The following is a 26895-nucleotide window of genomic DNA, read 5'->3' on the forward strand; positions in this document are numbered from 1 at the left end:
GCGTCAGCGCCTCATCACGATCAGCCCCGCGCCGACCAGCAGGAACGCGAGGGCCGACAGGATGGCCCAGCCCGCGCCCGCGACCCACCAGATCGCGCCGACCAGCGCCAGTGCCGGCGACGCCGCGAAGAGCACGAGGACGGGGTGTTGCCTGATCACGTCTAGGGCGGCCGTCGCCCGGACGCGGTCGATGTCTTTGCGTGGCACGGCCTAAGGATGCCAGCTCCGGCGTGCCGGCAAAAGGCCCGGCGGTCACTGCAGGGGCGCCGACCACCGAACCAGGGTGTCTGCGGCGCCGGGCGCGCTCTCGATGGTCAACGCCCCGCCGACCTCTGCCACCCGGCGCCGCAGATCGGCCAGCCCGCCGTCGGCGTCTGGGTCGGGCAGCGGACGGCCGTCGTCGCTCACCTCGATGCGCAGGTCGTCGGCGACGATGACCCGCACCGAGACCGTGGTGGCGCCGGCATGGCGCACCGCGTTGCTGAGCGCCTGGCGGACCACCGCCTCGGCCGCGCCGGCCAGGGCGTCGTCGACCACCGAGAGCGGCCCGACGTACTGAACCGTGGTGCGCAGCGCCGTGCCCACCAGCTCGGCGATCGCCTCGTCGATCCGCCGCCGGAGCCGCAGCGTGCCCTGCGGCGACGCGTGCAGGTCGAAGATGGTGGTCTGGATGTCCTGGATGACGCCCTGCAGGTCGTCCACGGCGACGGAGAGTCGGCGGCGCACCTCCGGGTCTTGCGCCCGGGACACCGCGCCCTGCAACGCCAATCCGACCGCGAACAGCCGCTGGATGACGTGGTCGTGGAGTTCGCGGGCGATGCGGTCCCGCTCGGTGACGACGTCGAGTTGCCGGCTCCGACGCTGGGAGATGGCCAATTGCAGAGCCAGCGCCGCTTGGTCGGCGAACGCGGTCATCATCTCGAAATGGTCGTCGGTGAACGACGCCGCCCCGTTGTGGTGCAGGACCACGACGACCCCGGCGACCGCGCCATTGGCCCGTAACGGCAGGGCCAGCGCGGAGCCCACCTCCACCCCGTCCACGGCGAGCCCGTCGACCCGGTGGGGACTGCTCCGGGTGATGACGTCACCGAGGGAAGTGCCCGCCACCGCAATGGTCTGCCCGACGGCCGTCTCCGCGGCGCTGCCGACGCTCTGGATCACCATCAGCTCGGACACGTCGGCCGCCAGATCCTCTCCGATCGGAACGGCCACCAGGGCGCCGTCGGCCCCGGTCAGCTTGACCGTCTCCTCGGCGACGAGCCGGAACACCTGCGCCGGTTCCGTGCCGGACAGCAATTCGGTCGCGATGTCGCGGGTGGCCTCGATCCACGACTGACGGGACGTGGCCTGCTCGTAGAGCCGGGAATTGGCGACGGCGATGCCCGCCGCGGAGGCGAGCGCCTGGACCAGCAGCTGATCGTCTTCGCTGAACGGCTTCCCGTTCGTCTTGTCCGCCAGATAGAGCGTGCCGAACGACTCGTCGCTCACCCGGACCGGCACGCCGAGGAAGCTGCGCATCGGTGGGTGGTGCGGCGGAAAGCCCACCGCCTCGGGGTGCTGCGAGAGGTCTTCGAGCCGAAGCGGTTTCGGATGGTGAATCAACAACCCGATGATTCCCCGACCCGTGGGCACGTGCCCAATGCGGCGCACGGTTTCCTCGTCGATGCCCTCGTGGACGAACTGCACCACGCGACCTTCTTCGTCGTGGACCTCGAGAGCGCCGTAGCGGGCGTCCACCAGATCGGTCGCGGAGTGCACGATCGAGCGCAGGGTGGCGTCGAGTTCCAGGCCCGAGGCGACGACCAGCATCGCCTCCACCAGCCCGTCGAGGCGGTCGCGGCCCTCGACGATGAGCTCGACCCGGTCCTGCACCTCGGCCAGCAACTCGCGCAACCGCAGCTGGGACAAGGTATGGCGCAACGGTCCCACGCTCGGGTCCGGACCCCCGCCCGCCTCTGCCCGAGCGGTCATCGCGACGCCGTCCGCGGGCTCGGCACACGCGTGGACGACGTTGCGGTCGTGACGTTATCGGGCCCAACGGCCCCGGCGGCGGGCAAGGCCCTACGGTTTCCGCGAGGGCGCGGGCACGGCACCGACGGCCATCTCGAATCCGTCGACACCCACGGGGGCTGACTGCAGCATCGCGGCCTCCTGTGTCGGGCGGTGGGCAAACCCAAACGTTATGGAGCGCGGCCCCGGCGACCGAAGAGACATTGGTCAACACCTGGGTGCCATTGGTCCCTATGCATCGAACGATCCAGGCACCGCGGTAGGGTGTCGACCCGCGTTCTGCCCTGGCGAATTGCGGGGCCGGCCACCGCGCCGCCATTTCGGCGACCGCACCCTCGGCTAGGCGGCCGGCGGCTGGGCCGGCGCGAGGCTCCAGTTGTCCGGATTCTTCGGCGAGTACACCACCGGCAGCAACGCGCCCATGGTCGGCCACTGGTCGACGTTGACGGCGAGGCGCGCATAAACCTCGTGCTCGTTGACCGTCGGTCCGTTGATGACCCCGGCGATCGTGACGAACTGCTCGCCGGTCGCGTCGGGTCGCGGGCTCACCCCGGTCACGAGCAGCGTGCCGCTGGCGAGCTCACCGCGCGGCCCGCGCGGCAGAAACCGCTGCGCGAGGGCCACGCCCAACACGGCGACGAGCAGGATGAGCACACCGAATTCCCACATTCGGCCATGGTAGGGCGTGCGCGACGGCGTGGTAGGACTGCTCACATGAGCAAAGACGATCTGACGCTCGCGCTGACGCTGGCCGACCGCGCCGACGAGGTGACGGCCGCCCGGTTCGGCGCGCTCGACCTGCGCGTCGAAACCAAGCCCGACCTGACGCCGGTGACCGATGCCGACCGCGCGGTCGAAGCGGACCTGCGCGAGGCGCTCGCCCGGGAACGACCGGACGACGGCGTCGTCGGGGAGGAGTTCGGGGGCACCGCCACCTTCTCGGGACGGCAGTGGGTCATCGACCCGATCGACGGCACCAAGAACTTCGTGCGCGGCGTGCCGGTGTGGGCGACCCTGATCGCCCTGCTCGAGGACGGTGTCCCGTCGGTGGGCGTCGTGAGCGCGCCGGCACTGCAGCGGCGTTGGTGGGCCGCGCGCGGCCGGGGTGCGTTCGTCGCGATCGGGGGCGCCGCGCCGCGCCGCCTGTCGGTGTCCTCGGTGGACGAGCTGGGTTCGGCGAGCCTGTCGTTCTCCAGCCTGTCCGGGTGGGCCCAGCGCGGGCTGCGGGACCGCTTCATCGAACTGACCGATTCGGTCTGGCGGGTCCGGGCCTTCGGCGACTTCCTGTCGTATTGCCTCGTCGCCGAGGGCGCCGTCGACATCGCCGCCGAGCCGGAGGTTTCGGTGTGGGACCTGGCGGCGCTCGACATCTTGGTGCGCGAAGCTGGCGGGACGATGACCGGCCTGGACGGGACCGCGGGGCCACACCGGGGAGACGCCGTGGCGACCAACGGCCTGCTGCAAGAAGGGGTGCTTGCGCGCCTCCTGTGAATTAGTTAACACTCGGTCCTACCTATCTTACTCCGGAGTAAGATAGGCTTATCCGCATTGCCCCAACGACAGAGGCTGCAGACATGACCGAAACTCTTTCCGGTTCGAACAAGAAATCCTCCCGCCCCCGGGCCAAGCGCCACAGCCGCCCGAACGGCGTCGGACTCGAGCCGCACAAAAGGACCGGCATCGACATCGCGATCGCGCTACTCACCCCGCTCGTCGGGCAGGAGTTCCTGGACCGCTACCACCTGCGCGACCCGCTGAACCGGGGCCTGCGCTACGGAACGAAGACGATCTTCTCCACCGCCGCCACCACGTCCCGGCAGTTCAAGCGCATCCAGAACCTGCGCGGTGGGCCGACCCGGCTGAAGTCCAGCGGCAAGGACTATTTCGACCTGACGCCCGACGACGACCAGAAGATGATCATCGAGACCCTCGACGAGTTCTCCGCCGAGGTGCTGCGGCCGGCCGCGCCCGACGCCGACCAGGCGGCGACGTATCCGCCCGATCTGATCGCCAAGGCGGCCGAACTGGGCATCACCGCGATCAACATCCCCGAGGACTTCGACGGCATCGCCGCGCACCGCTCAACCGTCACCAACGTGTTGGTGGCCGAGGCGCTCGCCTACGGCGACATGGGCCTGGCGCTGCCGATCCTGGCGCCCGGCGGGGTGGCGTCAGCCCTTACCCACTGGGGCAGCGCCGACCAGCAGGCCACCTATCTGCACGAGTTCGCCGGCGATAACGTCCCGCAGGCGTGCGTCGCGATCGCCGAACCGCAGCCCCTCTTCGACCCCACCCGCCTCAAGACGACCGCCGTCCGCACCCCCAGCGGCTACCGCCTCGACGGCGTGAAGTCACTGGTGCCCGCGGCGGCCGATGCGGAGCTGTTTATCATCGGTGCCCAGCTCAACGGCAAGCCGACGCTGTTCATCGTCGAGTCGTCGACGAAAGGCCTTACGGTCAAAGCGGATCCGAGCATGGGCATCCGCGCGGCGGCCCTGGGCCAGGTCGAGCTGTCCGGGGTGTCGGTGCCGCTGAGCGCGCGGCTCGGCGAGGACGAAGCCTGCGATGCCGACTACTCCGAGGCCATCGCGCTGTCCCGGCTGGGCTGGGCGGCCCTCGCGGTCGGCACGTCACACGCGGTTCTCGACTACGTCGTCCCCTACGTCAAGGAGCGGGAGGCGTTCGGCGAGCCGATCGCCCGCCGGCAGGCCGTGGCCTTCATGTGCGCCAACATCGCGATCGAGCTGGACGGCCTGCGCCTGATCACCTGGCGCGGCGCCTCCCGCGCCGAGCAGGGACTGCCCTTCACCCGGGAGGCCGCGCTGGCCAAGCGCCTCGGCGCCGACAAGGGCATGCAGATCGGGCTCGACGGTGTACAGCTGCTCGGCGGGCACGGTTTCACCAAGGAGCACCCCGTCGAACGGTGGTACCGCGACCTGCGCGCCATCGGTGTTGCCGAGGGCGTCGTCATCGTCTGAGTAGCCAACGCGAGCGAAAGATCAATCATGCCAATCAATCTGGAACTGCCCCGCAAGTTGCAGGCGGTAATGACCAAGACCCATCAGGGCGCCGCCGAGCTGATGCGGCCGATCGCGCGGAAGTACGACCTCGCCGAACACGCCTACCCGGTTGAGCTGGACACCCTGATCAACCTGTTCGAGGGAGCCTCGGAGTCAATCGAATTCGCCGGAGCCGACGCGCTGCGCGACGAGGACGAGGACCGGGGCAAGAACCACAACGGCGCCAACATGGCCGCCCTGCTGCAGACCCTCGAGGCCAGTTGGGGGGACGTCGCGATGATGCTGTCCGTCCCCTACCAGGGCTTGGGCAACGCGGCCATCTCCGCCGTCGCCACCGACGAGCAGCTCGAGCGGCTCGGCAAGGTATGGGCGGCGATGGCGATCACCGAGCCGGGATTCGGGTCCGACTCGGCGGCGGTGTCCACCACCGCCAGGCTGGACGGCGACGAGTACGTGATCAACGGCGAGAAGATCTATGTCACCGCGGGATCCCGCGCCACCCACATCGTGGTGTGGGCCACGCTGGACAAGTCGAAGGGGCGGGCGGCGATCAAGTCGTTCATCGTCCCGCGCGAGCATCCCGGCGTCACCGTCGAGCGGCTCGAACGCAAGCTCGGAATCAAGGGCTCCGACACGGCCGCGATCCGGTTCGACAACGTCCGCATTCCCAAAGAGAACCTGCTCGGAAACCCCGAAATCGAGGAGGGCAAAGGCTTTTCGGGGGTGATGGAAACCTTCGACAACACCCGGCCCATCGTCGCAGCCATGGCGATCGGGGTGGGCCGCGCCGCGCTCGAGGAGATCCGCAAGATCCTCACCGAGGCCGGGGTGGAAATCTCCTACGACAAGCCGTCGCACGTGCAGAGCGCCGCGGCGGCCGAGTTCTTGCGGATGGAGGCCGACTGGGAATCCGCCTACCTGCTGGCGCTGCGCGCGGCCTGGCAGGCCGACAACAAGATCCCCAACTCCAAAGAGGCGTCGATGAGCAAGGCCAAGGCGGGCCGGATGGCCAGCGACGTGACGCTCAAGACCGTCGAATTGGCCGGAACCGCCGGGTATTCCGAGCAGTCGCTGCTGGAGAAGTGGGCGCGCGACTCCAAGATCCTGGACATCTTCGAGGGCACCCAGCAGATTCAGCAACTGGTGGTGGCCCGGCGGTTGCTCGGCCTGTCGTCGGCCGAGCTCAAGTAGCGACGGCGAGCAGACGCAAATCGCACCGGCGTGTCGCGGGCTTTTGCGTCTGCTCGCGGTGAGGGGGAGCCCTCAGGCTAGCGTCGAGGGATGGACACCTTTCAAGCGCTCGTCGCCCGGCAAGGCGGCGACCGGATAACCGCCGCGGTCGAGACCCTGAGCCACTCCGATCTCCCGCCCGGTGACGTGACGATCCGGGTGCACTATTCGAGTGTCAACTTCAAGGACGCACTGGCGCTGACGCCGAACGGCGGCGTCGTGCGCGACTACCCCGTCGTGCCGGGTATCGACCTGGCGGGCGAGGTCGTCGAGTCCGAGTCCGACGAGTTCGCGGCCGGCGACCTGGTGCTGGCCCACGGCTACCAGATCGGCACCGGCCATCACGGCGGCTACGCCGAATACGCCCGGCTGCCCGCCGACCAGGTCGTGTCGCTCGGCCCGCTGAGCCCGCGCGACGGCGCCGCCATCGGGACCGCCGGCTTCACCGCGGCCATGAGCGTGCAGGCCCTGATCGACTGGGGCGTCGAACCCGGTGCCGGGTCGGTCGTCGTAACGGGCGCCTCGGGCGGCGTCGGGTCGGTCAGCGTGGACCTGCTGTCGGCCGCCGGCTATCGGGTGGTGGCCTCGACCGGCAAGGCGGGGGCGGCGGAACTGATGAAAGAGCTCGGCGCGGCGGAGGTCATCGGCCGGTTGCCCGCCGACCCCGACGCCAAGCCGCGGCCGCTGGCCAAGGCGCGGTGGGCGGCGGCGGTGGACTGCGTGGGCGGCGCGACGCTGGCCGACGTCCTGAGCTCCGTCGACTATGGCGGCGCGGTGGCCTGCAGCGGCCTCACCGGCGGCCCCGCGCTGCACACCACGGTGCTGCCCTTCATCCTGCGCGGCATCGCGCTCCTGGGCATGGACTCCGTGCAGCTGCCGATCGGCAAGCGGCGCAAGTTGTGGGCGCTGCTCGGGGATTCGTTGCGGCCGCGGCACCTGGCGGCGCTGACCAGCGAGGTCGACGTCAAGGACGTGGTCGGCGTGCTCGATCAGCTGCGCGACGGCGCCTTCACCGGCCGCGCCGTGGTGCGGGTCGCCGGCGGGTTCTGAACCGGCAGTAGGCTGTCCGGTCATGCGCGCGGCACGGGTGAGTCGGCTGGATGGTCCGGATGCTATCGAGGTGTCGGAGGTGGACGAGCCCGCCGGCGACGGCATCGTCGTCGACGTCCACGCCGCGGGCGTCGCGTTCCCGGACGCCCTGCTCACCCGCGGCCTCTACCAATACCGGCCGGATCCGCCGTTCGTGCTCGGGGCGGAGATCGCGGGCGTGGTGCGCTCGGCCCCCGACGGCGCGCACGTGCGTGCCGGAGACCGCGTCGTGGGCCTGACCATGCTCACGGGCGGCATGGCCGAGGTCGCGGTGCTCACGCCCGACCGCGCGTTCAAGCTGCCCGACAACGTGAGCTTCGAGGCGGGCGCCGGCCTGCTGTTCAACGACCTGACCATGTATTTCGCGCTGACCGTACGCGGCCGGCTGCGGCGGGGCGAGACGGTGCTGGTGCACGGGGCGGCCGGCGGGATCGGGACCTCCACCCTGCGGCTGGCGTCGGTGCTGGGCGCCAGCCGCGTCATCGCGGTGGTGAGCTCGCGGGAAAAGGGCGAGATGGCGACGTCGGCCGGCGCCACCGACGTGGTGCTGGCCGACGGGTTCAAGGACACGGTGCTGGAACTCACCGACGGCCGCGGCGTCGACATCGTCGTCGACCCGGTTGGCGGCGACCGATTCACCGACTCGCTGCGGTCGCTTGCCCCGGGGGGGCGCCTGCTGGTCATCGGCTTCACCGGCGGCGAGATTCCCACTGTCAAGGTGAACCGGTTGCTGCTCAACAACATCGACGTGGTCGGCGTCGGCTGGGGCGCATGGGCCGCGACGCACCCCGGCGCGCTGGCCGAGCAGTGGGCCGGCCTCGAGCAATTGCTCAGCTCGGGGCAACTGCCCCCGCCGGAACCGGTGGTCTACCCGCTGGATGAAGCCGCCGCGGCCGTCGCCTCCCTCGAAAACCGAACCGCCAAGGGGAAAGTCGTCCTGCGCATCCGCGACTGACGACCCGGCCCCCGCACCTGTCGCGGCCCAGCACCCGCCCCACGACACGTAAACGTCGGCGAAGACACGCCGGGGCGCGTCGCGCTGAGTTATGTCTCGCGAACGCGCCGCCCAGCCGAGAACAACGTTCCGGACCCTTGTGCCACCTCAGAAAGAAAAGTAACGTCACTTTTGGTTTTTGGCAGGGACCGTGACCGCATCGAGCCTGGGGGCTTCCATGGAATCCTTTGTCCACCTGCGCAAGGGCCGCACTCCGCGGCGGCTGCACGCCGACCTCGACGGTCTCAAGGACGACGAGCTGGGGCGCGGAGGTTTCGCCGGCCGCACCGCCAACATGTACCGGCGCCACGACCCCACTGCCTACCGGGCGGTCGGCCCGCTGCGACCCCTCGACGTGCTCTCCAGCGAGCTCAAACCGGGCGACGCCACCGACGCCGCCGGCGGTCCGCTGCTGATGTTCAGCAACGCGGATTGCCGGATCATGCTGAGCCGCCGCCACGAACCGATGCCGTTCTACACCCGGCACATCGACGGGGACATGCTGTGTTTCGTCCACCGCGGCACCGGGCTGCTCGAAACCGAATTCGGGCCGCTGCGATACCGCGAGGGCGACTGGCTCTACCTGCCGAAGGCGTGCACCTGGCGCCAGGCGCCCGAAGGCGAGACCACGCTGCTGATGGTCCAGACCCGCGACGAGCTTCGCGTCCCCCCGCCCGGGCCGCTCGGGCGCCACTTCCCGTTCGACCCGTCGCAGGCCACCATCCCCGACCCGGCGCCAATCGAGGATGACGGCCGTGACGAGTACGAGGTGCGGCTCGTCCACGAGGCGGGCCCCACAACGCTCTACTACCAACATAATCCGCTCGACGTGGAAGGCTGGCGCGGGGACAACTTCCCGTTCACCTTCAACATCGCCGACTACAACGTCGTCACCTCCGACAGCGTCCACCTGCCGCCGACCGTCCACCTGTTCATGCAGGCCACCGGCGTCTACGTGATGAACTTTTTGCCCAAACCGGCCGAGAGCGTGCCGGGCACCGAGCGCACCCCCTGGTACCACCGCAACGTCGACTACGACGAGATCGCCTTCTTCCACGGTGGGTCCCTCTACGGGATCCCGATGCCATCCGGCCTGGTCTCGCACGCGCCCCAGGGCGTTCACCACGGGGCACCCGAGAAGGCGCGGGACCGTGCGCGCCGTAAGTTCGACGAGCATTCTCGCGTCGACTGGCAGGTGATCGCCATCGACACCCGACGGCGGCTGACGCCGTCGGCCGAGGTGCTGGCCAACGACCTGGGGCAGCACTCGTGAAGCACGACTACGAACGCATCCCCTATCTCGTCGCCTTCCGGAACGGTGCCGACGTTCGGGACGTGTACGGCGGGCTGGCCGAAATCACCGTGCTGGAAAGCTATCTACTCAAGCCGAAAGACAAGCCGTCGGACACCGTGCTGGTGTTCATGCACCCGATCGGCGGCGGCGCGTACCTGCCTATGACGGGCGCGCTGGCTCGCGCGGGTCACCATGTCATCTACTGCAACAGCAGATTCCGCGGGACCGACTCGGCGCTGCTGATGGAGAAGGTGGTCGAGGACCTCGGCGAGTGCATCAAGGACGCCAAGAAGCGGCTGGGCTACGAGAAGGTGGTGCTGGCCGGGTGGAGTGGCGGCGGCTCGCTGTCGCTGTTATATCAGCAGCAGGCCCAGCACGCGACCATCACGTCCAGCCCGTCGGGTGACGGCCCAGACCTGACCGCCCTCGACCTGCCGCCCGCCGACGGCATCATGCTGCTGGCCGCGCACGTGAGCCGGCACGGCACGCTGACCGAATGGCTCGACGCGTCCATCCTCGACGAATCCGACCCGGGCAGACGCGACCCCGAACTCGACCTCTACAACCCCGACAACCCCAACCAGCCGCCGTACAGCCAGGCCTTCCTGAGCCGCTATCGCCAGGCCCAGATCGACCGCAACCGCCGGATCACCGCATGGGTCAAGGACAAGCTGGCCGAATTGATGGCGGCCGGCCGTCCCGATGCAGAGTTCGGATTCGTCGTGCACGGCACCATGGCCGATCCCCGCTGGCTGGATCCGACCGTCGACCCCAACGAACGCACCCCGGGGACGTGCTACCTCGGCGATCCCCGCGTGGTGAACATGGGCCCCGTCGGGTTGGCGCGCTTCTGCACGCTGCGCAGCTGGCTCTCCCAATGGAGCTACGACGACGCGCGCGGCGACGGCGTCGCCTGCGGGCAAGACATCGCGATCCCGGCGCTGGTGATCGGTAATCTTGCCGACGACGCCTGCACGCCCAGCCACACCCGTCGGCTGTTCCGGGCGATCGGGCGCGACGACTCTCATGACAAGGAGATGCACGAAATTCCAGGCGCGACACACTATTACGCGGGGCCCGACCAGCGCGACAAGCTGCGGGCCGCCGTCGACATCGTCACCGACTGGCTGACCCGCCACGACTTCGCGAGGCCGTGATGGCGCCGACCGGACCGCTGCAGGGCATCCGGGTGCTCGAGCTGGGCACCCTGATCGCGGGGCCTTTCGCCGGCCGGTTGCTGGGCGACATGGGCGCCGACGTCATCAAGATCGAACCGCCCGGCGCCCCGGACCCGCTGCGGACGTGGGGCCAGGCCGAACTGCACGGCCACCACGTCTTCTGGACCGTCCACGCCCGCAACAAGAGGGCCGTCACCCTCGACCTGCGCAAGGCGCGCGGCCGCGAACTGTTCCTCGACCTCGTCGAGAAGTCCGACATCATCGTGGAGAACTTCCGTCCGGGCACCCTGGAGAAGTGGGACCTGGGCTACGACGTGCTCAGCGACCGCAACCCGCGCATCATCCTCGTCCGCGTCTCCGGTTACGGGCAGACCGGCCCGGACGCGCACAAGGCCGGGTACGCCTCGGTCGCCGAGGCGGTCAGCGGCCTGCGGCACCTCAACGGATTCCCCGGCGGGCCGCCGCCCCGGTTGGCGCTGTCCCTCGGGGACACCCTCGCGGGGATGTTCGGCGCGCAGGGCGCGCTCGCCGCGCTCTACCGGCGCGGTGTCACCGGGCGCGGACAGGTGGTCGACGTCGCGCTGACCGAATCGTGTCTGGCCGTGCAGGAGTCCACGATTCCCGACTATGACGCCGGCGGGGTCGTGCGGGGGCCGTCGGGCACCCGGCTCGAGGGCATCGCGCCGTCCAACATCTACCGCAGCGCGGACGGCTCGTGGGTGGTAATCGCCGCCAACCAGGACACCGTGTTCGCCCGGCTGTGCAAGGCGATGGGCAGCCCCGAACTCGCCACCGACGACCGCTTCGCCACGCACGGGGCCCGCGGCCGCAATCAGGACGAGCTCGACCGCATCATCGGTGCCTGGGCCGCGGAGCGCCGGCCCGACGAGATCATCGAAACTCTCAGCGCCGCGGGGGTGATCGCCGGCCCCCTCAACACGGTCGCGGAGGTGGTTGACGACCCGCAGCTGCGCGCCCGCGGCATGCTGATCGAACACTTCGATGAACGGGTCGAGCGGAACATCCTGGGGCCGGGTGTCGTGCCGGTCCTGTCGGAGTCGCCGGGCGGTGTCCGCAGCGCCGGCCCGGCGCGCCCGGGGCAGCACAACGACGACGTCTACATCGGCCTGCTGGGCAAGGCCCCCGAGGAGCTCGAGGAACTGCGAGCCGAGGGGGCACTGTGACGCACGTGGCCATCCGCGAGGTCGCGCTGCGCGACGGCCTGCAGATCGAGGCGCCAATCCCGTTGTCCGCCAAGCTCGAGCTGCTCGACGCGCTGGCCGCCACCGGTGTCCGGGAGGTGGAGGCCACTGCCTTCGTCTCGCCGTCGAAGGTGCCGTCGATGGCCGACGCCGCCGAACTCGCCGCGCACCTGGGCGACTACCCCGGCATCGAATTCTCCGCGCTAGTCGCCAGCGCGGGCGGCGCCCGGCGCGCCGTCGCCGCGGGACTGCGCTCGATCGAGTACGTGGTGGCGGCCAGCGACGCCTTCAGCAACGCCAACGTCGGCCGCGCCAGCGCGGAGGCCACCGAGCAGATTGCCGACGTCGTCGCCATCGCGCACGACGGCGGGGTGACCGTGGAGGTCATCGTCGCCACCGCATGGGACTGCCCGTTCGACGGACCCACGCCGCCGCATCGGGTGCTCGATATCGCCGTGGCCGCCAGGGACCTCGGCGCCGACCGGTTCTCGATCGCCGACACGATCGGCACGACCACCCCGGGCCGGGTCACTTCGCTCGTCGCGCAAGTGCGCCCGGTGATCGGTGCCATGCCGCTGGGCGCGCACTTCCACAACACCCGGGGCGCGGGCCTGGCCAGCGCCTACGCGGCGGTCGCCGCGGGAATCACCCGGCTGGACGCCTCCGTCGGCGGCCTGGGCGGCTGCCCCTTCGCGCCCGGCGCGACCGGCAACATCGCCACCGAGGACCTGGTGTACCTGCTGCGCGACAGCGGCGTCGACGTCGACGTCGACCTGCAGGCCACGATCGCCGCGGCCGGCGTCGCCGCCCGCGTCGTCGGCCACGACCTCCCGAGCGCCATGCTGCGCGCCGGGGACCGGATCCGGACCTGATGCCGGCGGAGAGCCTCACCCCCAAGGGTCGCCAGACCCGGCAGGCCATCGAGCAGGCCGCCCGGAAACTGTTCGCCGAGCGCGGATTTCACGGCACCACGCTGGCCGACATCACGAAGGCGGCCGGAAAATCCTCGGCGGTCTTCTACCGGTACTTCACCGACAAGGAAGACCTGCTCGCCGCGCTCGCGGAGTCCTTCCTGCACGACGTCGTGGAACCGTCCGGGCTGAGCCTGCACCTGCCCGAGTCCGCCGACGACGACGCGTTCTTCACCTCGGTGGTCACCGGATACTGGAACATGTTCAAGCAGAACATCGGCATCATGATCGCGGTCGCCCAGCTGGCAGCCACCCAGCGGCGGTTTGCCGCCGTGCAGAACGAATTCCGCCGCTTCGGCATGGACCTCGTCGCCGCCTCGGTCCGCCGCGCCCAGGAACAGGGATACGGCGCGGAACTCAAACCCCGGCACGTCGCCGCGGCGATCGCGCTGCTGTTCGAGAACTTCACCACCGTCTTCGTCGGACCGTCCGGACCCGGGGGGCTGGGGCTAGAGATCAGCGACGAGGATGCGATCAGGACCTTGTCGACGGTCTGGAAGAAAACGCTGTACGGCGGCTGAGGAGTCAGACATGGATTTCACGCTTCCCGAGCACCTTCCGGGGGTGCTCGCCGAGATGGACGCGTTCATCGAGGCCGAGATCAAGCCGCTGGAACGCGAGCACATCCAGTATTTCGACAAGCGGCGCGAACACGCCCGCACCGACTGGGACAACGACGGCATCCCGACGCGGGAGTGGGAGGAGCTGCTCGCCGAGATGCGCCGGCGAGCGGATAAGGCGGGTTGGCTGCGTTATGGGCTGCCGGCGGCGCTGGGCGGCCGCGACGGCAGCAACGTCGACATGGCCGTGATCCGGGAACATCTGGCACACAAGGGCCTTGGGCTGCACAACGATCTGCAGAACGAATCATCGATCGTGGGCAACTTCCCACAGGTGATCATGATGGAGCGCTTCGGCACCGACGAGCAACGCCGGGCTTGGTCCGAGGCGCTGATCACCGGCGAACGCTCCATGGCGTTCGGCCTGTCCGAGCCGCAGCACGGCTCGGACGCCACCTGGCTGGAAACCCGCGCCGAGCCCGACAGGCATGGCTGGGTGATCAACGGCGCCAAGCGATGGAACACCGGCGTGCACCGCGCCACCCACGACCTGGTCTTCGCGCGCACCTCCGGCGAGCCGGGGCAGGCCCGCGGCATCACCGCCTTCCTGGTGCCCACCGACGCGCCCGGGTTCACCGTCCCGTACTACTGGTGGACCTTCAACATGCCCACCGACCACGGCGAGGTCGCGTTGACCGACGTGCGGGTGCCGGCCGACGCGGTGCTCGGCGAGGTGGACCGCGGCCTGGAGGTCGCGCAGACCTTCTTGCACGAGAACAGGATTCGGCAGGCGGCCAGCAGCCTGGGCGCCGCCCAGTACTGCATCGACCGGGCGGCCGACTACGCGGGCCGGCGCACCGTGTTCGGCGAGCCGCTCTCGGTGAACCAGGCCGTGCAATGGCCGCTGGTCGAGCTGCATACCGAGGCCCAGATGGTGCGCCTGCTGGTTCAGTACGCCGCCTGGCACCTCGACCGCAACCACCACATGGAGGTCTCCGACAAGGTGTCGATGGCCAATTACCGCGCCAACCGGCTGGTCTGCGACGCCGCCGACCGCGCCATGCAGATCTTCGGCGGACTCGGCTACAGCCGCCACGAGCCGTTCGAACACATCTACCGCCACCACCGCCGCTACCGAATCACTGAGGGCGCCGAGGAGATCCAGATCCGCCGGGTGGCCCAGCGGCTGTTCGGGTTCGGCAAGCGGTGACGGCCACCGACGAACTTTCCGGCAGGCTTGCCCAGGTTCTCGAGCCGACCCTGGGCGCCGGCGTCACGATCGAGAGCCTGCGCTCACTTACCGGAGGCGCCAGCCGGACGACGTGGGCGTTCGACGCCGTCACCGGTCAGCGGCGCCGGCCGCTCATCCTGCGCATCGGGCCACCCGACGACGTGCACGCCGGCATGGAGCTCGAGGCCCGGGCACAGGCCGCCGCGGCGGCCGCCGGGGCGCCGGTGCCCCACATCCTCACGGCAACGAATTCGCCTGCCGCGCTTGGCAATCCGTTCCTGATCTGCGACGCGATCGCGGGTGAGACCATCGTCCGGCGCATCCAGCGACAACTCGACGCCGCCGGCGGACAGGCCGCCCGCGCGGGGCTGCTGCGGCAGTGCGCGCAGGCCCTCGCCCGCATTCACCGGGCCGATGCGGACGGGTCGCGGCTGCCGGGGCTGACCCACGAGGACCAGCTGCAGCAATGGCGCGAGCGACTCGACGCCATGGGCGACACCACCGCCACCTTCGAGTGGGCGTTCCGCTGGCTCGAGGCCCACCAGCCCGCCCCGTCGTCGACCGTCCTGGTGCACGGTGACTTCCGGATGGGCAACCTGATCGTCGACGGGCCCGACCTGGCCGCCGTCCTCGACTGGGAGTTGGTACATGCCGGCCAGGCCTACGAAGACCTCGCCTGGTTCTGCATCCGGGCGTGGCGGTTCGGCGCGCCGTCCAGCCTGGGCGCCGGGGGCCTCGGCAGCATCGAGAGCTTCCTGCGGAGCTATGAGCAGGCCGCGGGGACTAGCGTCGACCGGATGACGTTCCACTGGTGGCTGGTGCTGGCCACCCTGCGCTGGGGCGTCATCTGCCGGTACCAGGCCGAGCGGCACCTCAGCGGTCAATTCCGTTCGGTGGAATTGGCCACGATCGGCCGGCGCGTCTGCGAGACCGAATGGGACCTGCTCGACCTGCTCGAGGAGGTCCGGCCGTGATCGGCGCGTATGGCCGCCCGCTGGCCGCCGAGCTGGTGGCCGCGGTCGCCGAGTTCCTCGAGACCGATGTCCGCGCGGCGACCAGCGGGCGGGTCAACTTCCACGCCAGGGTGGCCGCGAACGCGCTGCGGATCGTCGAGCGCGAGCTGCTCGACGAGAGCGAGGAGGAGTCCCGGACAGCGCTGGCCGACTTGGGCTTCGCGGACGAGGAGGAGCTGGCCGCCGCGATCCGCGCCGGCGACCTCGACGAGCGCGCCGACGAGGTGACCGCCTGCCTGCGAACGCTGGTGCAGCGACGGCTGGCAGTCGCCCATCCCGGATACGACACGGAAGAAACCGAATAGCCGGGCCGTGCCGGCCAATCGATCTCGATGCGGGTCTGCATCGTGACCAAGGTGGGCTCCGACGGCCTGGTCACCCGGATCGACGAGTACTTCGATCCCGCTGAGATCGCGCCGCTGCTCGACTGACATTAGATTCACCAGGGAACGGGGGTGTCATGACGACTCTGGAGACGCTGCTGAGCGATCCCGACATGGCGGGCGTGTGGAAGCTCGTTCCCGACCGGTCGGCCATCACGTTCAAGATCAGGAACATGTGGGGGCTGGTGAACGTCAAAGGCCGGTTCACCGAGTTCGACGGCGACGGCCAGCTCACCGGTGCGGGCTCGGCGTTCGGGCGCGTCGACATCCGCGCCGCCTCGCTGAACACCGGCATCGGCCGCCGCGACGAGCACCTGCGCAGCGCGGACTTCTTCGACGTCGGGCGCTTCCCCACCATCAGCGTCGTCGTGACCGCGGTCGAACCGACGCAGGGCAGGGCGGCGGACCTGCGGGCGACCTTCACGATCAAGGGCGTCACCGCTGCACTGCCGCTCCCCGCCACCATCACCGAGCTCGACGACGGCTCGATCCGGGTCTCCGGCCAGGCGAAGGTGGACCGAGCCCAATTCGACCTCGGCAAAAACATGCTCGGCATGATCGGCGCGACGGCCACGGCAACCGCCGAAGCCGTCTTCGTGCGGTCACCCCGGTAAGCGCGCCGCGGCACCAGTACGATCTGCACCGTGTCCGACTCCAGCGCTGCCCTGCGGATCCTCGTCTACAGCGACAATGCCAAAACTCGTGCGGACGTGATGCGGGCACTGGGCACCCAACTGCACCCTGACCTGCCCGAGCTGACCTACGTCGAGGTGGCGACCGGTCCGATGGTGATCCGCACGATGGACGAGGGCGGCATCGACCTGGCCATCCTGGACGGGGAGGCCACGCCCACCGGCGGCATGGGAATCGCCAAACAGCTCAAAGACGAACTCGACACCTGCCCGCCGGTGGTGGTTTTGACCGGCCGCCCGGACGACGCTTGGCTGGCCAGCTGGTCGCGGGCCGAGGCCGCCGTGCCGCATCCGCTGGACCCCATCGTGCTGGGCCGCACGGTGCTGGGCCTGCTGCGCACCCCCACGCGCTGATCGACGGCCGGGCAATCACCGCCCGCGCCGCTCTCACCTGCGGTGATACCGCAGCCATCGACTTGAAGCCGCTCCCTTGGCGCGCCCTTGCGCGCGGGCAAGCCCCCGACCGCGATCCCCGCGCGGTTGCGCCGACACAAAAAACTGGCGAATAGCCCGACCCCCACCCAACGCGCCGGGCGTCGCGACGCTATGTTGAATATCACTGCGAGGTACTGAAGCCCCAGTGCGTCACAGCAGCCCGGCCACCGCCCGGCCGCCCCAAGCGGCCCGTACGACGGATCATGGAGCGAGTTGAACGTCTACATACCCATCCTGGTACTGGGAGCGATAGCAGCGGCGTTTGCCGTCGGATCGGTCGCGATCGCCAGCCTCGTCGGCCCGTCGCGCTACAACCGGTCCAAACTCGAGGCTTACGAGTGCGGGATCGAGCCCACCGAATCTCCGGTCAGCGGCCCGCAGGCGGCCAGCGGTCAGCGGTTTCCGATCAAGTATTACCTAACCGCAATGTTGTTTATCGTCTTCGACATCGAAATTGTGTTCCTGTATCCGTGGGCGGTCAGTTACGACGCGCTGGGCACGTTCGCGTTGGTCGAAATGGTGGTGTTCATGCTCACGGTTTTCGTGGCCTACGCCTATGTGTGGCGCCGCGGCGGCCTGACGTGGGATTGAGGTAAGACGTGGGCCTCGAGGAACAGCTTCCCGGCGGGATCCTGCTGGGAACGGTCGAGAAGGTCGCGGGCTATGTCCGCAAGAACTCGCTCTGGCCGGCGACATTCGGGCTGGCCTGTTGCGCGATCGAGATGATGGCAACGGCGGGGCCAAGATTCGACCTCGCGCGGTTCGGCATGGAACGATTCTCGGCGACGCCCCGCCAGGCCGATCTGATGATCGTCGCCGGGCGGGTCAGCCAGAAAATGGCCCCGGTGCTGCGCCAGATCTACGACCAGATGGCCGAACCGAAGTGGGTGCTGGCCATGGGCGTGTGCGCGTCGTCGGGCGGCATGTTCAACAACTACGCGATCGTGCAGGGTGTCGACCACGTGGTGCCGGTGGACATCTACCTGCCCGGGTGCCCGCCGCGGCCCGAGATGCTGCTGTACGCAATCCTCAAGTTGCACGAGAAGATTCAGGAGATGCCCCTGGGCGTCAACCGCGAGCAGGCCATCGCCGAAGCCGAGGAGGCGGCGCTGGGCGCCCGGCCCACCATCGAGATGCGCGGACTGCTGCGATGAGCTCGCCAAGCTCCGACCCGACGCGTGCCGCCAGCGAGGTGGGCGGGACGCCACCGGGCGCCGACGAAGAAGTGATCAACGTGCGCCGCGGGATGTTCGGCATCAACGGCACCGGCGACACCACCGGCTACGGACGGCTGGTGCGCGAGATCACCCTGCCGGGTAGCTCGCCGCGACCCTACGGCGGTTACTTCGACGACGTGGTGGATCGGCTGGCCGACGCCCTGCAGGCCAGTGACGTCGAATTCACCGATGCCATCGAGAAAGTGGTGGTGTACCGCGACGAGCTCACGCTGCACGTGTGCCGCGACCAGCTGGTGGCGGTGGCCCAGCGCCTCCGCGACGAGCCCGAGCTGCGCTTCGAGATGTGCCTGGGCGTCAGCGGGGTGCACTACCCGCACGAGACCGGCCGCGAACTGCACGCCGTCTACCCGCTGCAATCGATCACGCACAACCGCCGGGTGCGTTTGGAAGTGACTGCGCCGGACAGCGATCCGCACATCCCGTCGCTGTTCGCGGTCTACCCCACCAACGACTGGCACGAGCGGGAGACCTACGACTTCTTCGGCATCATCTTCGACGGCCACCCGTCGCTGACCCGCATCGAGATGCCCGACGACTGGCACGGCCACCCGCAACGCAAGGACTACCCCCTCGGCGGCATCCCCGTCGAGTACAAAGGGGCGCAGATACCCCCGCCCGACGAGCGGAGAGCGTACAACTGATGAGCACTATCACGGACTCGGCGCGCGACGGTGGCGCCTCAGAGAGCCCAGAGACCGTGCTGGTCGCCGGCGGCCAGGACTGGGACCACATCGTCGAGGCCGCCCGCGGCGCGGACCCGGGCGAGCGCATCGTCGTCAACATGGGTCCGCAGCACCCATCCACCCACGGGGTGCTGCGGCTGATCCTGGAAATCGAGGGCGAGACCGTCACCGAGGTGCGCTGCGGTATCGGCTACCTGCACACCGGGATCGAGAAGAACCTCGAATACCGCTACTGGACCCAGGGCGTCACATTCGTGACCCGGATGGATTACCTGTCACCGTTTTTCAACGAGACCGCCTACTGCCTCGGCGTCGAGAAGCTGCTCGGCATCACCGACCAGATCCCGGAGCGGGTCAACGTCATCCGCGTGATGATGATGGAGCTCAACCGGATTTCCTCGCACCTGGTCGCGCTGGCGACCGGCGGCATGGAGCTGGGCGCGATGACGCCGATGTTCGTGGGCTTCCGCGGCCGCGAGATCGTACTGACCCTCTTCGAGAAGATCTCCGGCCTGCGGATGAACAGCGCCTACATCCGGCCCGGGGGCGTCGCGCAGGACCTGCCGCAGGGCGCCGAGAAGGACATCGCCGAGGCGCTCAAGCCGCTGCGCCAGGTGCTGCGCGAAATGGGCGAGCTGCTCAACGAAAACGCCATCTGGAAGGCCCGCACCTGCGACGTCGGCTACCTCGACCTGACCGGCTGCATGGCCCTGGGCATCACCGGTCCGATCCTGCGGGCCACCGGGCTGCCCCACGACCTGCGCAAGAGCGAGCCGTACTGCGGCTACGAAAACTACGAATTCGACGTGATGACCGCCGACACGTGTGATGCTTACGGCCGCTACATGATTCGCGTCAACGAGATGTGGGAGTCGGTCAAGATCGTCGAGCAGTGTCTGGACAAGCTGAAGCCCGGCCCGATCATGGTGGATGACCGCAAGATCGCATGGCCTGCCGACCTGAAGGTGGGTCCCGACGGCATGGGCAACTCGCCGGAACACATCGCCAAGATCATGGGCAGCTCGATGGAGGCGCTGATCCATCACTTCAAGCTCGTCACCGAGGGCATCCGGGTTCCGGCGGGCCAGGTCTACACCGCGGTCGAATCGCCGCGCGGTGAACTCGGCGTGCACATGGTCAGCGACGGCGGCACCCGCCCCTACCGGGTGCACTACCGGGACCCGTCGTTCACCAATCTGCAGTCGGTCGCCGCGATGTGCGAGGGCGGCCTGGTCGCCGACCTGATCACCGCCGTCGCCAGCATCGACCCGGTCATGGGCGGAGTCGACCGATGATCGAACTGCCCGAGTCCTCACCACCCGCCGAGCGGTCGGATCGTCAAGCGGGGACGGGCCCGCAGGGCGAGCCGGTCTTCATCCGGCTCGGGCCGCCGCCCGAGGAGCCCAACGCGTTCGTCACCGAGGGTGCGCCGCAGTCGTATTCAGCGGAGGTGCGGGCCCGCCTCGAGGTCGACGCCAAGGAGATCATCGGCCGCTACCCCAACAAGCGCTCGGCGTTGTTGCCGCTGCTGCACCTGGTGCAGTCGGAGGATTCCTACCTCACCCCGGCCGGCCTGGAGTTCTGCGGCGAGCAGCTCGGCCTCACCGGGGCCGAAGTGTCGGCGGTCGCCAGCTTCTACACCATGTACCGGCGCGGACCCACTGGCAACTACTTCGTCGGGGTGTGCACGAACACGTTGTGCGCCGTGATGGGCGGCGACGCCATCTTCGACGAGCTCAAGGAGCACCTGGGCATCGGCAACGACGAGACCACCGCCGACGGCTCGGTCACCCTGCAGCACATCGAGTGCAACGCCGCCTGCGACTACGCGCCGGTCGTCATGGTCAACTGGGAATTCTTCGACAACCAGACGCCGGAATCCGCGCGCGAACTCGTCGACTCCCTGCGCAACGGCGACCCGAAGCCGCCCACCCGCGGCGCCCCCCTGTGCAGCTTCCGCGAGACCTCCCGCATTCTGGCGGGCCTGCCCGACGAGCGCCCCGACCAGGGGCAGGGCGGCGCCGGTGCCGCCACCCTGGCCGGCCTGAAGGTTGCCAAGGAGCAGGGCATGCAGGCGCCCGCGCCTGGCCAGAGCTCCGGGGAGGATGAGCGATGACGTCTTCCGAGGCAACGCCTTTGACGCCGGTCATCAGCCGGTTCTGGGACGACCCGGAGTCGTGGACGCTGCAGACCTATCACCGCCACGGCGGCTACGAGGCGATGAAGAAGGCCCTGGCGATGGAGCCGGACGACGTGATCGCCACCGTCAAGGACTCCGGGTTGCGCGGGCGCGGCGGCGCGGGCTTCTCGACCGGGACCAAATGGTCGTTCATCCCGCAGGGCGGCAGCGGCGCGGCCGCCAAGCCGCACTACCTGGTGGTCAACGCCGACGAGTCGGAACCCGGCACGTGCAAAGACATTCCGCTGATGCTTTCGACGCCGCACGTGCTCGTCGAGGGCGTCATCATCGCCTCCTACGCGATCCGCGCCAGCCACGCCTTCATCTATGTGCGCGGTGAGGTGCTGCCGGTGCTGCGCCGCCTGCAGAACGCGGTCGCCGAGGCCTATGCCGCCGGGTATCTGGGCCGCGACATCAACGGTTCGGGCTTCGACCTGGAGCTGGTGGTGCACGCCGGCGCGGGCGCCTACATCTGCGGCGAGGAGACCGCGCTGCTGGACTCGCTCGAGGGCCGCCGCGGCCAGCCACGGCTGCGGCCGCCGTTCCCCGCGGTGGCCGGCCTGTACGGGTGCCCCACGGTGATCAACAACGTCGAGACGATCGCCAGTGTCCCGTCGATCATCCTCAACGGCGTCGACTGGTTCCGGTCCATGGGCAGCGAGAAATCGCCTGGCTTCACGCTGTATTCGCTGTCCGGGCACGTCACCCGGCCCGGACAGTACGAGGCCCCGCTGGGGATCACGCTGCGCGAGCTGCTCGACTACGCCGGCGGTGTGCGGGCTGGGCACCGGCTCAAGTTCTGGACGCCGGGCGGGTCGTCGACCCCGCTGCTCACCGACGAACACCTGGACGTGCCACTGGATTACGAGGGCGTCGGCGGGGTCGGATCGATGCTGGGCACCAAGGCACTGGAGATCTTCGACGAGACCACCTGCGTGGTGCGTGCCGTACGCCGTTGGACCTACTTCTACAAGCACGAATCGTGTGGGAAGTGCACGCCGTGCCGGGAGGGCACCTTCTGGCTGGACCAGATCTACACGCGGCTGGAAACCGGCGAGGGCACCAGCGAGGACATCGGCAAGCTGCTGGACATCTCCGACACCATCCTCGGAAAGTCGTTCTGCGCGTTGGGCGACGGCGCCGCCAGCCCGGTGATGTCGTCGATCAAATACTTCCGCGACGAATACGTCGCCCACGTCGAGGGCGGCGGCTGCCCGTTCGACCCAAGGGACTCCATGCTGACGCCGAACGGAAGGGCATGACGCTTTAATGACTCAGGCGGCGAAGACGGACACCGGTGACGAGGTGCGCCCGCCGGACATGGTGACGCTGACCATCGACGGCAACGAAATCAGCGTGCCCAAGGGCACATTGGTGATCCGCGCCGCGGAGTTGATGGGCATCCAGATCCCGCGGTTCTGCGACCATCCCCTGCTGGATCCGGTCGGCGCATGCCGCCAGTGCCTGGTCGAGGTCGAGGGTCAGCGCAAGCCGATGGCGTCGTGCACGACGGTCGCGACCGACGACATGGTGGTGCGCACCCAGCTGACGTCCGAGGCGGCCGACAAGGCCCAGCACGGCGTGATGGAACTGCTGCTGATCAACCATCCGCTGGACTGCCCGATGTGCGACAAGGGCGGCGAGTGCCCGCTGCAGAACCAGGCAATGTCCAACGGGCGCACCGATTCCCGTTTTACCGACGTCAAACGCACCTTCGCCAAGCCGATCAACATCTCCTCGCAGGTGCTACTCGACCGTGAGCGCTGCATCCTGTGCGCCCGCTGCACCCGGTTCTCCGAGCAGATCGCCGGCGACCCGTTCATCGACATGCAGGAGCGCGGCGCCCTGCAGCAGGTCGGCATCTACGCCAACGAGCCGTTCGATTCCTACTTTTCGGGCAATACGGTGCAGATCTGCCCGGTCGGCGCGCTCACGGGAACCGCCTACCGCTTCCGCGCCCGCCCGTTTGACCTGGTCTCCAGCCCGAGCGTGTGCGAGCACTGCGCCTCGGGCTGCGCCCAACGCACCGACCACCGCCGCGGCAAGGTGCTGCGTCGGCTCGCCGGGGACGACCCCGAGGTCAACGAGGAGTGGAACTGCGACAAGGGCCGGTGGGCCTTCACGTACGCGACGCAGCCCGACGTGATCACCACTCCCCTGATCCGCGACGCCGGCGGGTCGCTGGTGCCCGCGTCCTGGTCGCTCGCGATGACGACGGCGATCCGGGGCCTCGAGGCGGCCCGCGGGCGCACGGGCGTGCTGGTCGGCGGCCGCGCGACCCTGGAAGACGCCTACGCCTACTCCAAGTTCGCCCGAATCGTCCTGGACAGCAACGACATCGACTTCCGTGCGCGCCCGAGCTCGGCCGAGGAGGCGGCGTTCCTGGCGTCGCGCATCGCCGGCCGGCGTGACGTCGGTTACGCCGACCTGGAATCGGCACCGGTGGTGGTGCTGGTCGGCTTCGAGCCGGAGGACGAGTCGCCCATCGTGTTCCTGCGCCTGCGCAAGGCGGCCCGCAAACGCGGGTTGCCGGTGTACGCCATCGCGCCGTTCGCCACCCGGGCGCTGGTGAAGATGGCCGGACGGTTGATCGAGACCGCTCCCGGCGCCGAAGCGTCGGCCCTGGACGGGCTGGCCACCGGCGACCTGGGCGCGCTGCTCGGCAAACCCGGCGCGGTGATCATGGTCGGCGAGCGGCTGGCGACGGTGCCCGGCGGGTTGTCCGCCGCCGCCCGGCTCGCCGACGCCACCGGCGCCCGGCTGGCCTGGGTGCCGCGCCGGGCCGGTGAACGCGGCGCGCTGGAGGCCGGGGCGGTGCCCGGCCTGCTGCCCGGGGGCCGCCCGCTCGACGACAACGATGCCCGCACCCAGATGGCCGCGGCGTGGCACGTCTCCGAACTGCCTTCGGCCGACGGCCGTGACGCCGACGGCATTCTGGCCGCGGCCGCCGACGGAACGCTCGGGGCGCTGCTGGTTGGCGGCGTGGAACCCGACGACTTCCCCGACCCGGACGCGGTCCTGGCCGCGCTGGACGCCGCCCGATTCGTGGTCAGCCTGGAGCTGCGGCACAGCGCCGTGACCGAGCGCGCCGACGTCGTCTTCCCGGTCGCGCCGACCACCCAGAAGGCCGGCGCGTTCGTCAACTGGGAGGGTCGTTTCCGGCCGTTCGAGCCCGCACTGCGCGGCACCACCCAGCAGGCCGGCCAGTCCGATCATCAGGTGCTCGACGCGCTGGCCGCGGAGATGGGTGTCTACCTGGGCACGAGCACCGTCGACGAAGCCCGCCGCGAGCTGGCCGGGCTGGGCACCTGGGACGGCGCGCGCGCCGCGAGCCCGGGGCTCGACGCGCCGGAACCTGCGAAGCCCGGGACGGGTGAGGCCGTGTTGACCGGTTGGCGGCTGCTGCTGGACAACGGGCGGCTGCAGGACGGTGAACCGCACCTGGCCGGCACCGCCCGCGCCGCCGTGGCGCGGCTGTCGGCCGACACGGCCGCCGAGATCGGCGCGGCCGACGGCGGCGGCGAGGTCACCGTCAGCACGTCGCGGGGATCGATCACGCTGCCGTTGGCGGTCACCGACATGCCCGACCGGGTCATCTGGCTCCCGCTGAATTCGCCCGGCTCGGCCGTGCACCGGCAACTCGGCGTCACCGTCGGGCAGATCGTGCGAATCGGAGTGAACTCATGACCGCCTTCGGACACGACCCCTGGTGGCTGGTGCTGGGCAAGGCGCTCGCCGTCTTCGTGTTCCTCATGCTCAACGTGCTGGTCGCGATCCTGGCCGAGCGCAAGATCCTGGGCTGGATGCAGCTGCGGCCCGGCCCCAACCGCGTGGGTCCGTGGGGCACCCTGCAGAGCCTCGCCGACGGGATCAAGCTCGCGCTCAAAGAGAGCATCACCCCCGGCGGCGTCGACAAGTTCGTGTACTTCGCGGCCCCCTGTTTCTCGGTGATCCCCGCGTTCACCGCCTTCGCGTTCATCCCGTTCGGACCGGTGGTGTCGGTGTTCGGCTACCACACGCCCCTGCAGCTGACCGACCTGCCGGTCGCGGTCTTGTTCATCCTGGGGCTCTCGGCCGTCGGCGTGTACGGCATCGTGCTCGGCGGCTGGGCGTCGGGATCCACCTACCCGCTGCTGGGCGGGGTACGCTCCACCGCCCAGGTCATCTCCTACGAGGTCGCGATGGGGTTGTCCTTCGCGGCCGTGTTCCTCTACGCCGGCTCCATGTCGACGTCGGAAATCGTTGGGGCGCAGGACCGGGTCTGGTACGTGTTCCTGCTGCTGCCGTCGTTCTTGATCTACCTGATCTCGATGGTCGGCGAGACCAACCGCGCGCCGTTCGACCTGCCCGAGGCCGAGGGCGAGCTCGTCGCGGGCTTCCACACCGAATACTCGTCGCTGAAGTTCGCGATGTTCATGCTGGCCGAGTACGTCAACATGATGACGGTCTCGTCGCTGGCCACCGCGATGTTCTTCGGCGGCTGGCACGCGCCGTGGCCGCTGAACATGTGGGCCGGGGCCAACACCGGGTGGTGGCCGGTGCTCTGGTTCACCGCCAAGATGTGGACCTTCCTGTTCGTGTACTTCTGGCTGCGCGCCAGCCTGCCCCGCCTGCGCTATGACCAGTTCATGGCGCTGGGCTGGAAATTGCTGATCCCGGCCTCGCTGGTGTGGGTGCTGATCGCCGCGGTCATCCGCACACTGCGCAACCAGGGGTACCAGCACTGGACGCCGGTCCTAGTGGTCAGCAGCCTCGTAGTGACCGTGGCGCTGGTGGTGCTGTTGCGAAAACCGTTGACGGCGCCCGATATTCGCGCCATGGACCGCCAGCTGCGCCGCAAGGACGGCGAGCGGCCCACCCCGGTGAGCCCCGGGGCGGCATTCCCCACCCCGCCGCTGCCGGGCAAGCACGCGAGCAAGGAGAAAGCACGTGCCTAAGTTCCTGGACGCCGTCGCCGGATTCGGCGTCACGCTCGGCTCGATGTTCAAGAAGAGGGTCACCGAGGAGTATCCGGAGAAGCCGGGTCCGGTCGCGCCGCGCTACCACGGGCGCCACCAGCTCAACCGCTACCCGGACGGCCTGGAGAAGTGCATCGGTTGCGAGCTGTGCGCCTGGGCCTGCCCGGCGGACGCCATCTACGTGGAGGGCGCCGACAACACCGAAGAGCAACGCTTCTCGCCCGGGGAACGCTACGGCCGGGTGTACCAGATCAATTACCTGCGCTGCATCGGCTGCGGCCTGTGCATCGAGGCGTGCCCCACCCGCGCGCTGACGATGACCAACATCTACGAGATGGCCGACGACAACCGCGCCGACCTCATCTACGAAAAGGACCGGCTGCTCGCCCCGCTGCTGCCGGACATGACCGCGCCGCCGCACCCCCGGGCGCCCGGCGCCACCGACAAGGACTACTACCAGGGCAACGTCACCGCACAGGGCTTGCGCGAGCCGCAGGGCGCGGGAGAACCGCGGTGACGACGTCCCTGGCCGCCA

At 69.4% G+C, this 26895-nt stretch carries 27 protein-coding genes and 1 pseudogene; 25 read left to right on the forward strand and 3 right to left on the reverse strand.

Features of this window, described 5'->3' with window-relative positions; genetic code table 11:
* Window positions 1–3: 3 nt before the first annotated feature.
* The 3 genes from SKC42_RS06625 to SKC42_RS06635 all read right to left on the reverse strand — a co-directional run bounded on the left by SKC42_RS06625 (window position 4) and on the right by SKC42_RS06635 (window position 2679).
* Window positions 4–207, reverse strand: coding sequence for a hypothetical protein (locus tag SKC42_RS06625; RefSeq protein WP_330963490.1), 204 nt, complete (start codon window positions 205–207; stop codon window positions 4–6).
* Window positions 208–252: 45 nt separating this feature from the next.
* Entirely contained in the window at window positions 253–1971 is a 1719-nt protein-coding gene (locus tag SKC42_RS06630; protein WP_330963491.1) for a GAF domain-containing sensor histidine kinase, read from the reverse strand.
* Window positions 1972–2349: 378 nt separating this feature from the next.
* Complete coding sequence (locus tag SKC42_RS06635) at window positions 2350–2679, reverse strand: hypothetical protein (RefSeq protein WP_330963492.1); 330 nt, start codon at window positions 2677–2679, stop codon at window positions 2350–2352.
* Window positions 2680–2724: 45 nt separating this feature from the next.
* Here SKC42_RS06635 and hisN point away from each other — a divergent pair, with 45 nt between their 5' ends.
* From hisN to nuoI, 25 genes and pseudogenes are all read left to right on the forward strand, one after another.
* The gene (gene hisN, locus SKC42_RS06640) at window positions 2725–3501 is read left to right on the forward strand and encodes a histidinol-phosphatase (protein ID WP_330963493.1); all 777 of its coding nucleotides are present in this window, start codon (window positions 2725–2727) and stop codon (window positions 3499–3501) included.
* Window positions 3502–3584: 83 nt separating this feature from the next.
* Window positions 3585–4988, forward strand: coding sequence for an acyl-CoA dehydrogenase family protein (locus SKC42_RS06645; protein WP_330963494.1), 1404 nt, complete (start codon window positions 3585–3587; stop codon window positions 4986–4988).
* 27 nt (window positions 4989–5015) lie between these two features.
* Window positions 5016–6221, forward strand: coding sequence for an acyl-CoA dehydrogenase family protein (locus tag SKC42_RS06650; RefSeq protein ID WP_330963495.1), 1206 nt, complete (start codon window positions 5016–5018; stop codon window positions 6219–6221).
* 90 nt (window positions 6222–6311) lie between these two features.
* Complete coding sequence (locus tag SKC42_RS06655) at window positions 6312–7310, forward strand: acrylyl-CoA reductase family protein (RefSeq protein WP_330963496.1); 999 nt, start codon at window positions 6312–6314, stop codon at window positions 7308–7310.
* A 22-nt stretch (window positions 7311–7332) separates the two neighbouring features.
* Window positions 7333–8304, forward strand: a complete 972-nt coding sequence (locus SKC42_RS06660; protein WP_330963497.1) for an NADPH:quinone oxidoreductase family protein — start codon at window positions 7333–7335, stop codon at window positions 8302–8304.
* 217 nt (window positions 8305–8521) lie between these two features.
* Window positions 8522–9616, forward strand: a complete 1095-nt coding sequence (locus SKC42_RS06665) for a homogentisate 1,2-dioxygenase (protein ID WP_330963498.1) — start codon at window positions 8522–8524, stop codon at window positions 9614–9616.
* Window positions 9613–10794 carry an alpha/beta hydrolase family protein gene (locus SKC42_RS06670; protein ID WP_330963499.1) on the forward strand — a complete coding sequence of 394 codons (1182 nt, stop codon included), beginning with the start codon at window positions 9613–9615 and terminating at the stop codon, window positions 10792–10794. Before SKC42_RS06665 ends, SKC42_RS06670 begins: the two co-directional genes overlap by 4 nt.
* Window positions 10794–11999, forward strand: a complete 1206-nt coding sequence (locus SKC42_RS06675; RefSeq protein WP_330963500.1) for a CaiB/BaiF CoA transferase family protein — start codon at window positions 10794–10796, stop codon at window positions 11997–11999. Before SKC42_RS06670 ends, SKC42_RS06675 begins: the two co-directional genes overlap by 1 nt.
* A 5-nt stretch (window positions 12000–12004) precedes the next feature.
* On the forward strand, window positions 12005–12889 hold the full coding sequence (locus SKC42_RS06680) for a hydroxymethylglutaryl-CoA lyase (protein WP_330963600.1): 885 nt from the start codon (window positions 12005–12007) through the stop codon (window positions 12887–12889).
* Window positions 12889–13509 carry a TetR/AcrR family transcriptional regulator gene (locus tag SKC42_RS06685; RefSeq protein ID WP_330963501.1) on the forward strand — a complete coding sequence of 207 codons (621 nt, stop codon included), beginning with the start codon at window positions 12889–12891 and terminating at the stop codon, window positions 13507–13509. Before SKC42_RS06680 ends, SKC42_RS06685 begins: the two co-directional genes overlap by 1 nt.
* A gap of 10 nt (window positions 13510–13519) precedes the next feature.
* Window positions 13520–14758 carry an acyl-CoA dehydrogenase family protein gene (locus SKC42_RS06690; RefSeq protein WP_330963502.1) on the forward strand — a complete coding sequence of 413 codons (1239 nt, stop codon included), beginning with the start codon at window positions 13520–13522 and terminating at the stop codon, window positions 14756–14758.
* On the forward strand, window positions 14755–15753 hold the full coding sequence (locus tag SKC42_RS06695; RefSeq protein WP_330963503.1) for a phosphotransferase family protein: 999 nt from the start codon (window positions 14755–14757) through the stop codon (window positions 15751–15753). The genes SKC42_RS06690 and SKC42_RS06695 overlap by 4 nt, the downstream gene beginning before the upstream one ends.
* Window positions 15750–16097, forward strand: a complete 348-nt coding sequence (locus SKC42_RS06700) for a DUF6285 domain-containing protein (protein WP_330963504.1) — start codon at window positions 15750–15752, stop codon at window positions 16095–16097. The genes SKC42_RS06695 and SKC42_RS06700 overlap by 4 nt, the downstream gene beginning before the upstream one ends.
* Window positions 16098–16100: 3 nt before the next feature.
* A pseudogene (locus tag SKC42_RS06705) lies at window positions 16101–16223 on the forward strand (nuclear transport factor 2 family protein); the annotation flags it as partial.
* Window positions 16224–16252: 29 nt separating this feature from the next.
* On the forward strand, window positions 16253–16789 hold the full coding sequence (locus SKC42_RS06710) for a YceI family protein (RefSeq protein WP_330963505.1): 537 nt from the start codon (window positions 16253–16255) through the stop codon (window positions 16787–16789).
* 30 nt (window positions 16790–16819) lie between these two features.
* Window positions 16820–17221, forward strand: coding sequence for an Rv3143 family two-component system response regulator (locus SKC42_RS06715; RefSeq protein WP_330963506.1), 402 nt, complete (start codon window positions 16820–16822; stop codon window positions 17219–17221).
* Window positions 17222–17515: 294 nt separating this feature from the next.
* A complete protein-coding gene (locus SKC42_RS06720; protein WP_330963507.1) occupies window positions 17516–17893 on the forward strand; it encodes an NADH-quinone oxidoreductase subunit A in 378 nt (125 codons plus the stop codon).
* A gap of 8 nt (window positions 17894–17901) precedes the next feature.
* Complete coding sequence (locus SKC42_RS06725) at window positions 17902–18456, forward strand: NuoB/complex I 20 kDa subunit family protein (RefSeq protein WP_085255144.1); 555 nt, start codon at window positions 17902–17904, stop codon at window positions 18454–18456.
* Entirely contained in the window at window positions 18453–19181 is a 729-nt protein-coding gene (locus SKC42_RS06730) for an NADH-quinone oxidoreductase subunit C (RefSeq protein WP_330963508.1), read from the forward strand. The genes SKC42_RS06725 and SKC42_RS06730 overlap by 4 nt, the downstream gene beginning before the upstream one ends.
* Window positions 19181–20518 carry an NADH dehydrogenase (quinone) subunit D gene (gene nuoD / locus SKC42_RS06735; protein WP_330963509.1) on the forward strand — a complete coding sequence of 446 codons (1338 nt, stop codon included), beginning with the start codon at window positions 19181–19183 and terminating at the stop codon, window positions 20516–20518. Before SKC42_RS06730 ends, nuoD begins: the two co-directional genes overlap by 1 nt.
* Window positions 20515–21339, forward strand: coding sequence for an NADH-quinone oxidoreductase subunit NuoE (gene nuoE / locus SKC42_RS06740; protein WP_330963510.1), 825 nt, complete (start codon window positions 20515–20517; stop codon window positions 21337–21339). The genes nuoD and nuoE overlap by 4 nt, the downstream gene beginning before the upstream one ends.
* Complete coding sequence (gene nuoF / locus SKC42_RS06745) at window positions 21336–22664, forward strand: NADH-quinone oxidoreductase subunit NuoF (protein ID WP_330963511.1); 1329 nt, start codon at window positions 21336–21338, stop codon at window positions 22662–22664. The genes nuoE and nuoF overlap by 4 nt, the downstream gene beginning before the upstream one ends.
* 7 nt (window positions 22665–22671) lie before the next feature.
* Window positions 22672–25089, forward strand: a complete 2418-nt coding sequence (locus SKC42_RS06750) for an NADH-quinone oxidoreductase subunit G (RefSeq protein ID WP_330963512.1) — start codon at window positions 22672–22674, stop codon at window positions 25087–25089.
* Complete coding sequence (gene nuoH, locus SKC42_RS06755) at window positions 25086–26339, forward strand: NADH-quinone oxidoreductase subunit NuoH (RefSeq protein WP_330963513.1); 1254 nt, start codon at window positions 25086–25088, stop codon at window positions 26337–26339. Before SKC42_RS06750 ends, nuoH begins: the two co-directional genes overlap by 4 nt.
* A complete protein-coding gene (gene nuoI / locus SKC42_RS06760) occupies window positions 26332–26877 on the forward strand; it encodes an NADH-quinone oxidoreductase subunit NuoI (RefSeq protein WP_330963514.1) in 546 nt (181 codons plus the stop codon). The genes nuoH and nuoI overlap by 8 nt, the downstream gene beginning before the upstream one ends.
* Window positions 26878–26895: the final 18 nt, after the last annotated feature.

The organism is Mycobacterium sp. 050134, assembly GCF_036409085.1.
GTDB lineage: Bacteria > Actinomycetota > Actinomycetes > Mycobacteriales > Mycobacteriaceae > Mycobacterium.

Excerpts from the sequence above, each read along its gene's own strand:
- SKC42_RS06635 (WP_330963492.1), bottom strand. The coding sequence starts at position 2,679 with ATGTGGGAATTCGGTGTGCTCATCCTGCTCGTCGCCGTGTTGGGCGTG.
- SKC42_RS06645 (WP_330963494.1), top strand. The coding sequence starts at position 3,585 with ATGACCGAAACTCTTTCCGGTTCGAACAAGAAATCCTCCCGCCCCCGG.
- SKC42_RS06675 (WP_330963500.1), top strand. The coding sequence starts at position 10,794 with ATGGCGCCGACCGGACCGCTGCAGGGCATCCGGGTGCTCGAGCTGGGC.
- hisN (WP_330963493.1), top strand. The coding sequence starts at position 2,725 with ATGAGCAAAGACGATCTGACGCTCGCGCTGACGCTGGCCGACCGCGCC.
- SKC42_RS06665 (WP_330963498.1), top strand. The coding sequence starts at position 8,522 with ATGGAATCCTTTGTCCACCTGCGCAAGGGCCGCACTCCGCGGCGGCTG.
- SKC42_RS06630 (WP_330963491.1), bottom strand. The coding sequence starts at position 1,971 with ATGACCGCTCGGGCAGAGGCGGGCGGGGGTCCGGACCCGAGCGTGGGA.
- nuoE (WP_330963510.1), top strand. The coding sequence starts at position 20,515 with ATGATCGAACTGCCCGAGTCCTCACCACCCGCCGAGCGGTCGGATCGT.
- SKC42_RS06685 (WP_330963501.1), top strand. The coding sequence starts at position 12,889 with ATGCCGGCGGAGAGCCTCACCCCCAAGGGTCGCCAGACCCGGCAGGCC.
- SKC42_RS06690 (WP_330963502.1), top strand. The coding sequence starts at position 13,520 with ATGGATTTCACGCTTCCCGAGCACCTTCCGGGGGTGCTCGCCGAGATG.
- SKC42_RS06655 (WP_330963496.1), top strand. The coding sequence starts at position 6,312 with ATGGACACCTTTCAAGCGCTCGTCGCCCGGCAAGGCGGCGACCGGATA.
- SKC42_RS06660 (WP_330963497.1), top strand. The coding sequence starts at position 7,333 with ATGCGCGCGGCACGGGTGAGTCGGCTGGATGGTCCGGATGCTATCGAG.
- nuoF (WP_330963511.1), top strand. The coding sequence starts at position 21,336 with ATGACGTCTTCCGAGGCAACGCCTTTGACGCCGGTCATCAGCCGGTTC.
- nuoH (WP_330963513.1), top strand. The coding sequence starts at position 25,086 with ATGACCGCCTTCGGACACGACCCCTGGTGGCTGGTGCTGGGCAAGGCG.
- SKC42_RS06650 (WP_330963495.1), top strand. The coding sequence starts at position 5,016 with ATGCCAATCAATCTGGAACTGCCCCGCAAGTTGCAGGCGGTAATGACC.
- SKC42_RS06750 (WP_330963512.1), top strand. The coding sequence starts at position 22,672 with ATGACTCAGGCGGCGAAGACGGACACCGGTGACGAGGTGCGCCCGCCG.
- SKC42_RS06730 (WP_330963508.1), top strand. The coding sequence starts at position 18,453 with ATGAGCTCGCCAAGCTCCGACCCGACGCGTGCCGCCAGCGAGGTGGGC.
- nuoD (WP_330963509.1), top strand. The coding sequence starts at position 19,181 with ATGAGCACTATCACGGACTCGGCGCGCGACGGTGGCGCCTCAGAGAGC.
- SKC42_RS06710 (WP_330963505.1), top strand. The coding sequence starts at position 16,253 with ATGACGACTCTGGAGACGCTGCTGAGCGATCCCGACATGGCGGGCGTG.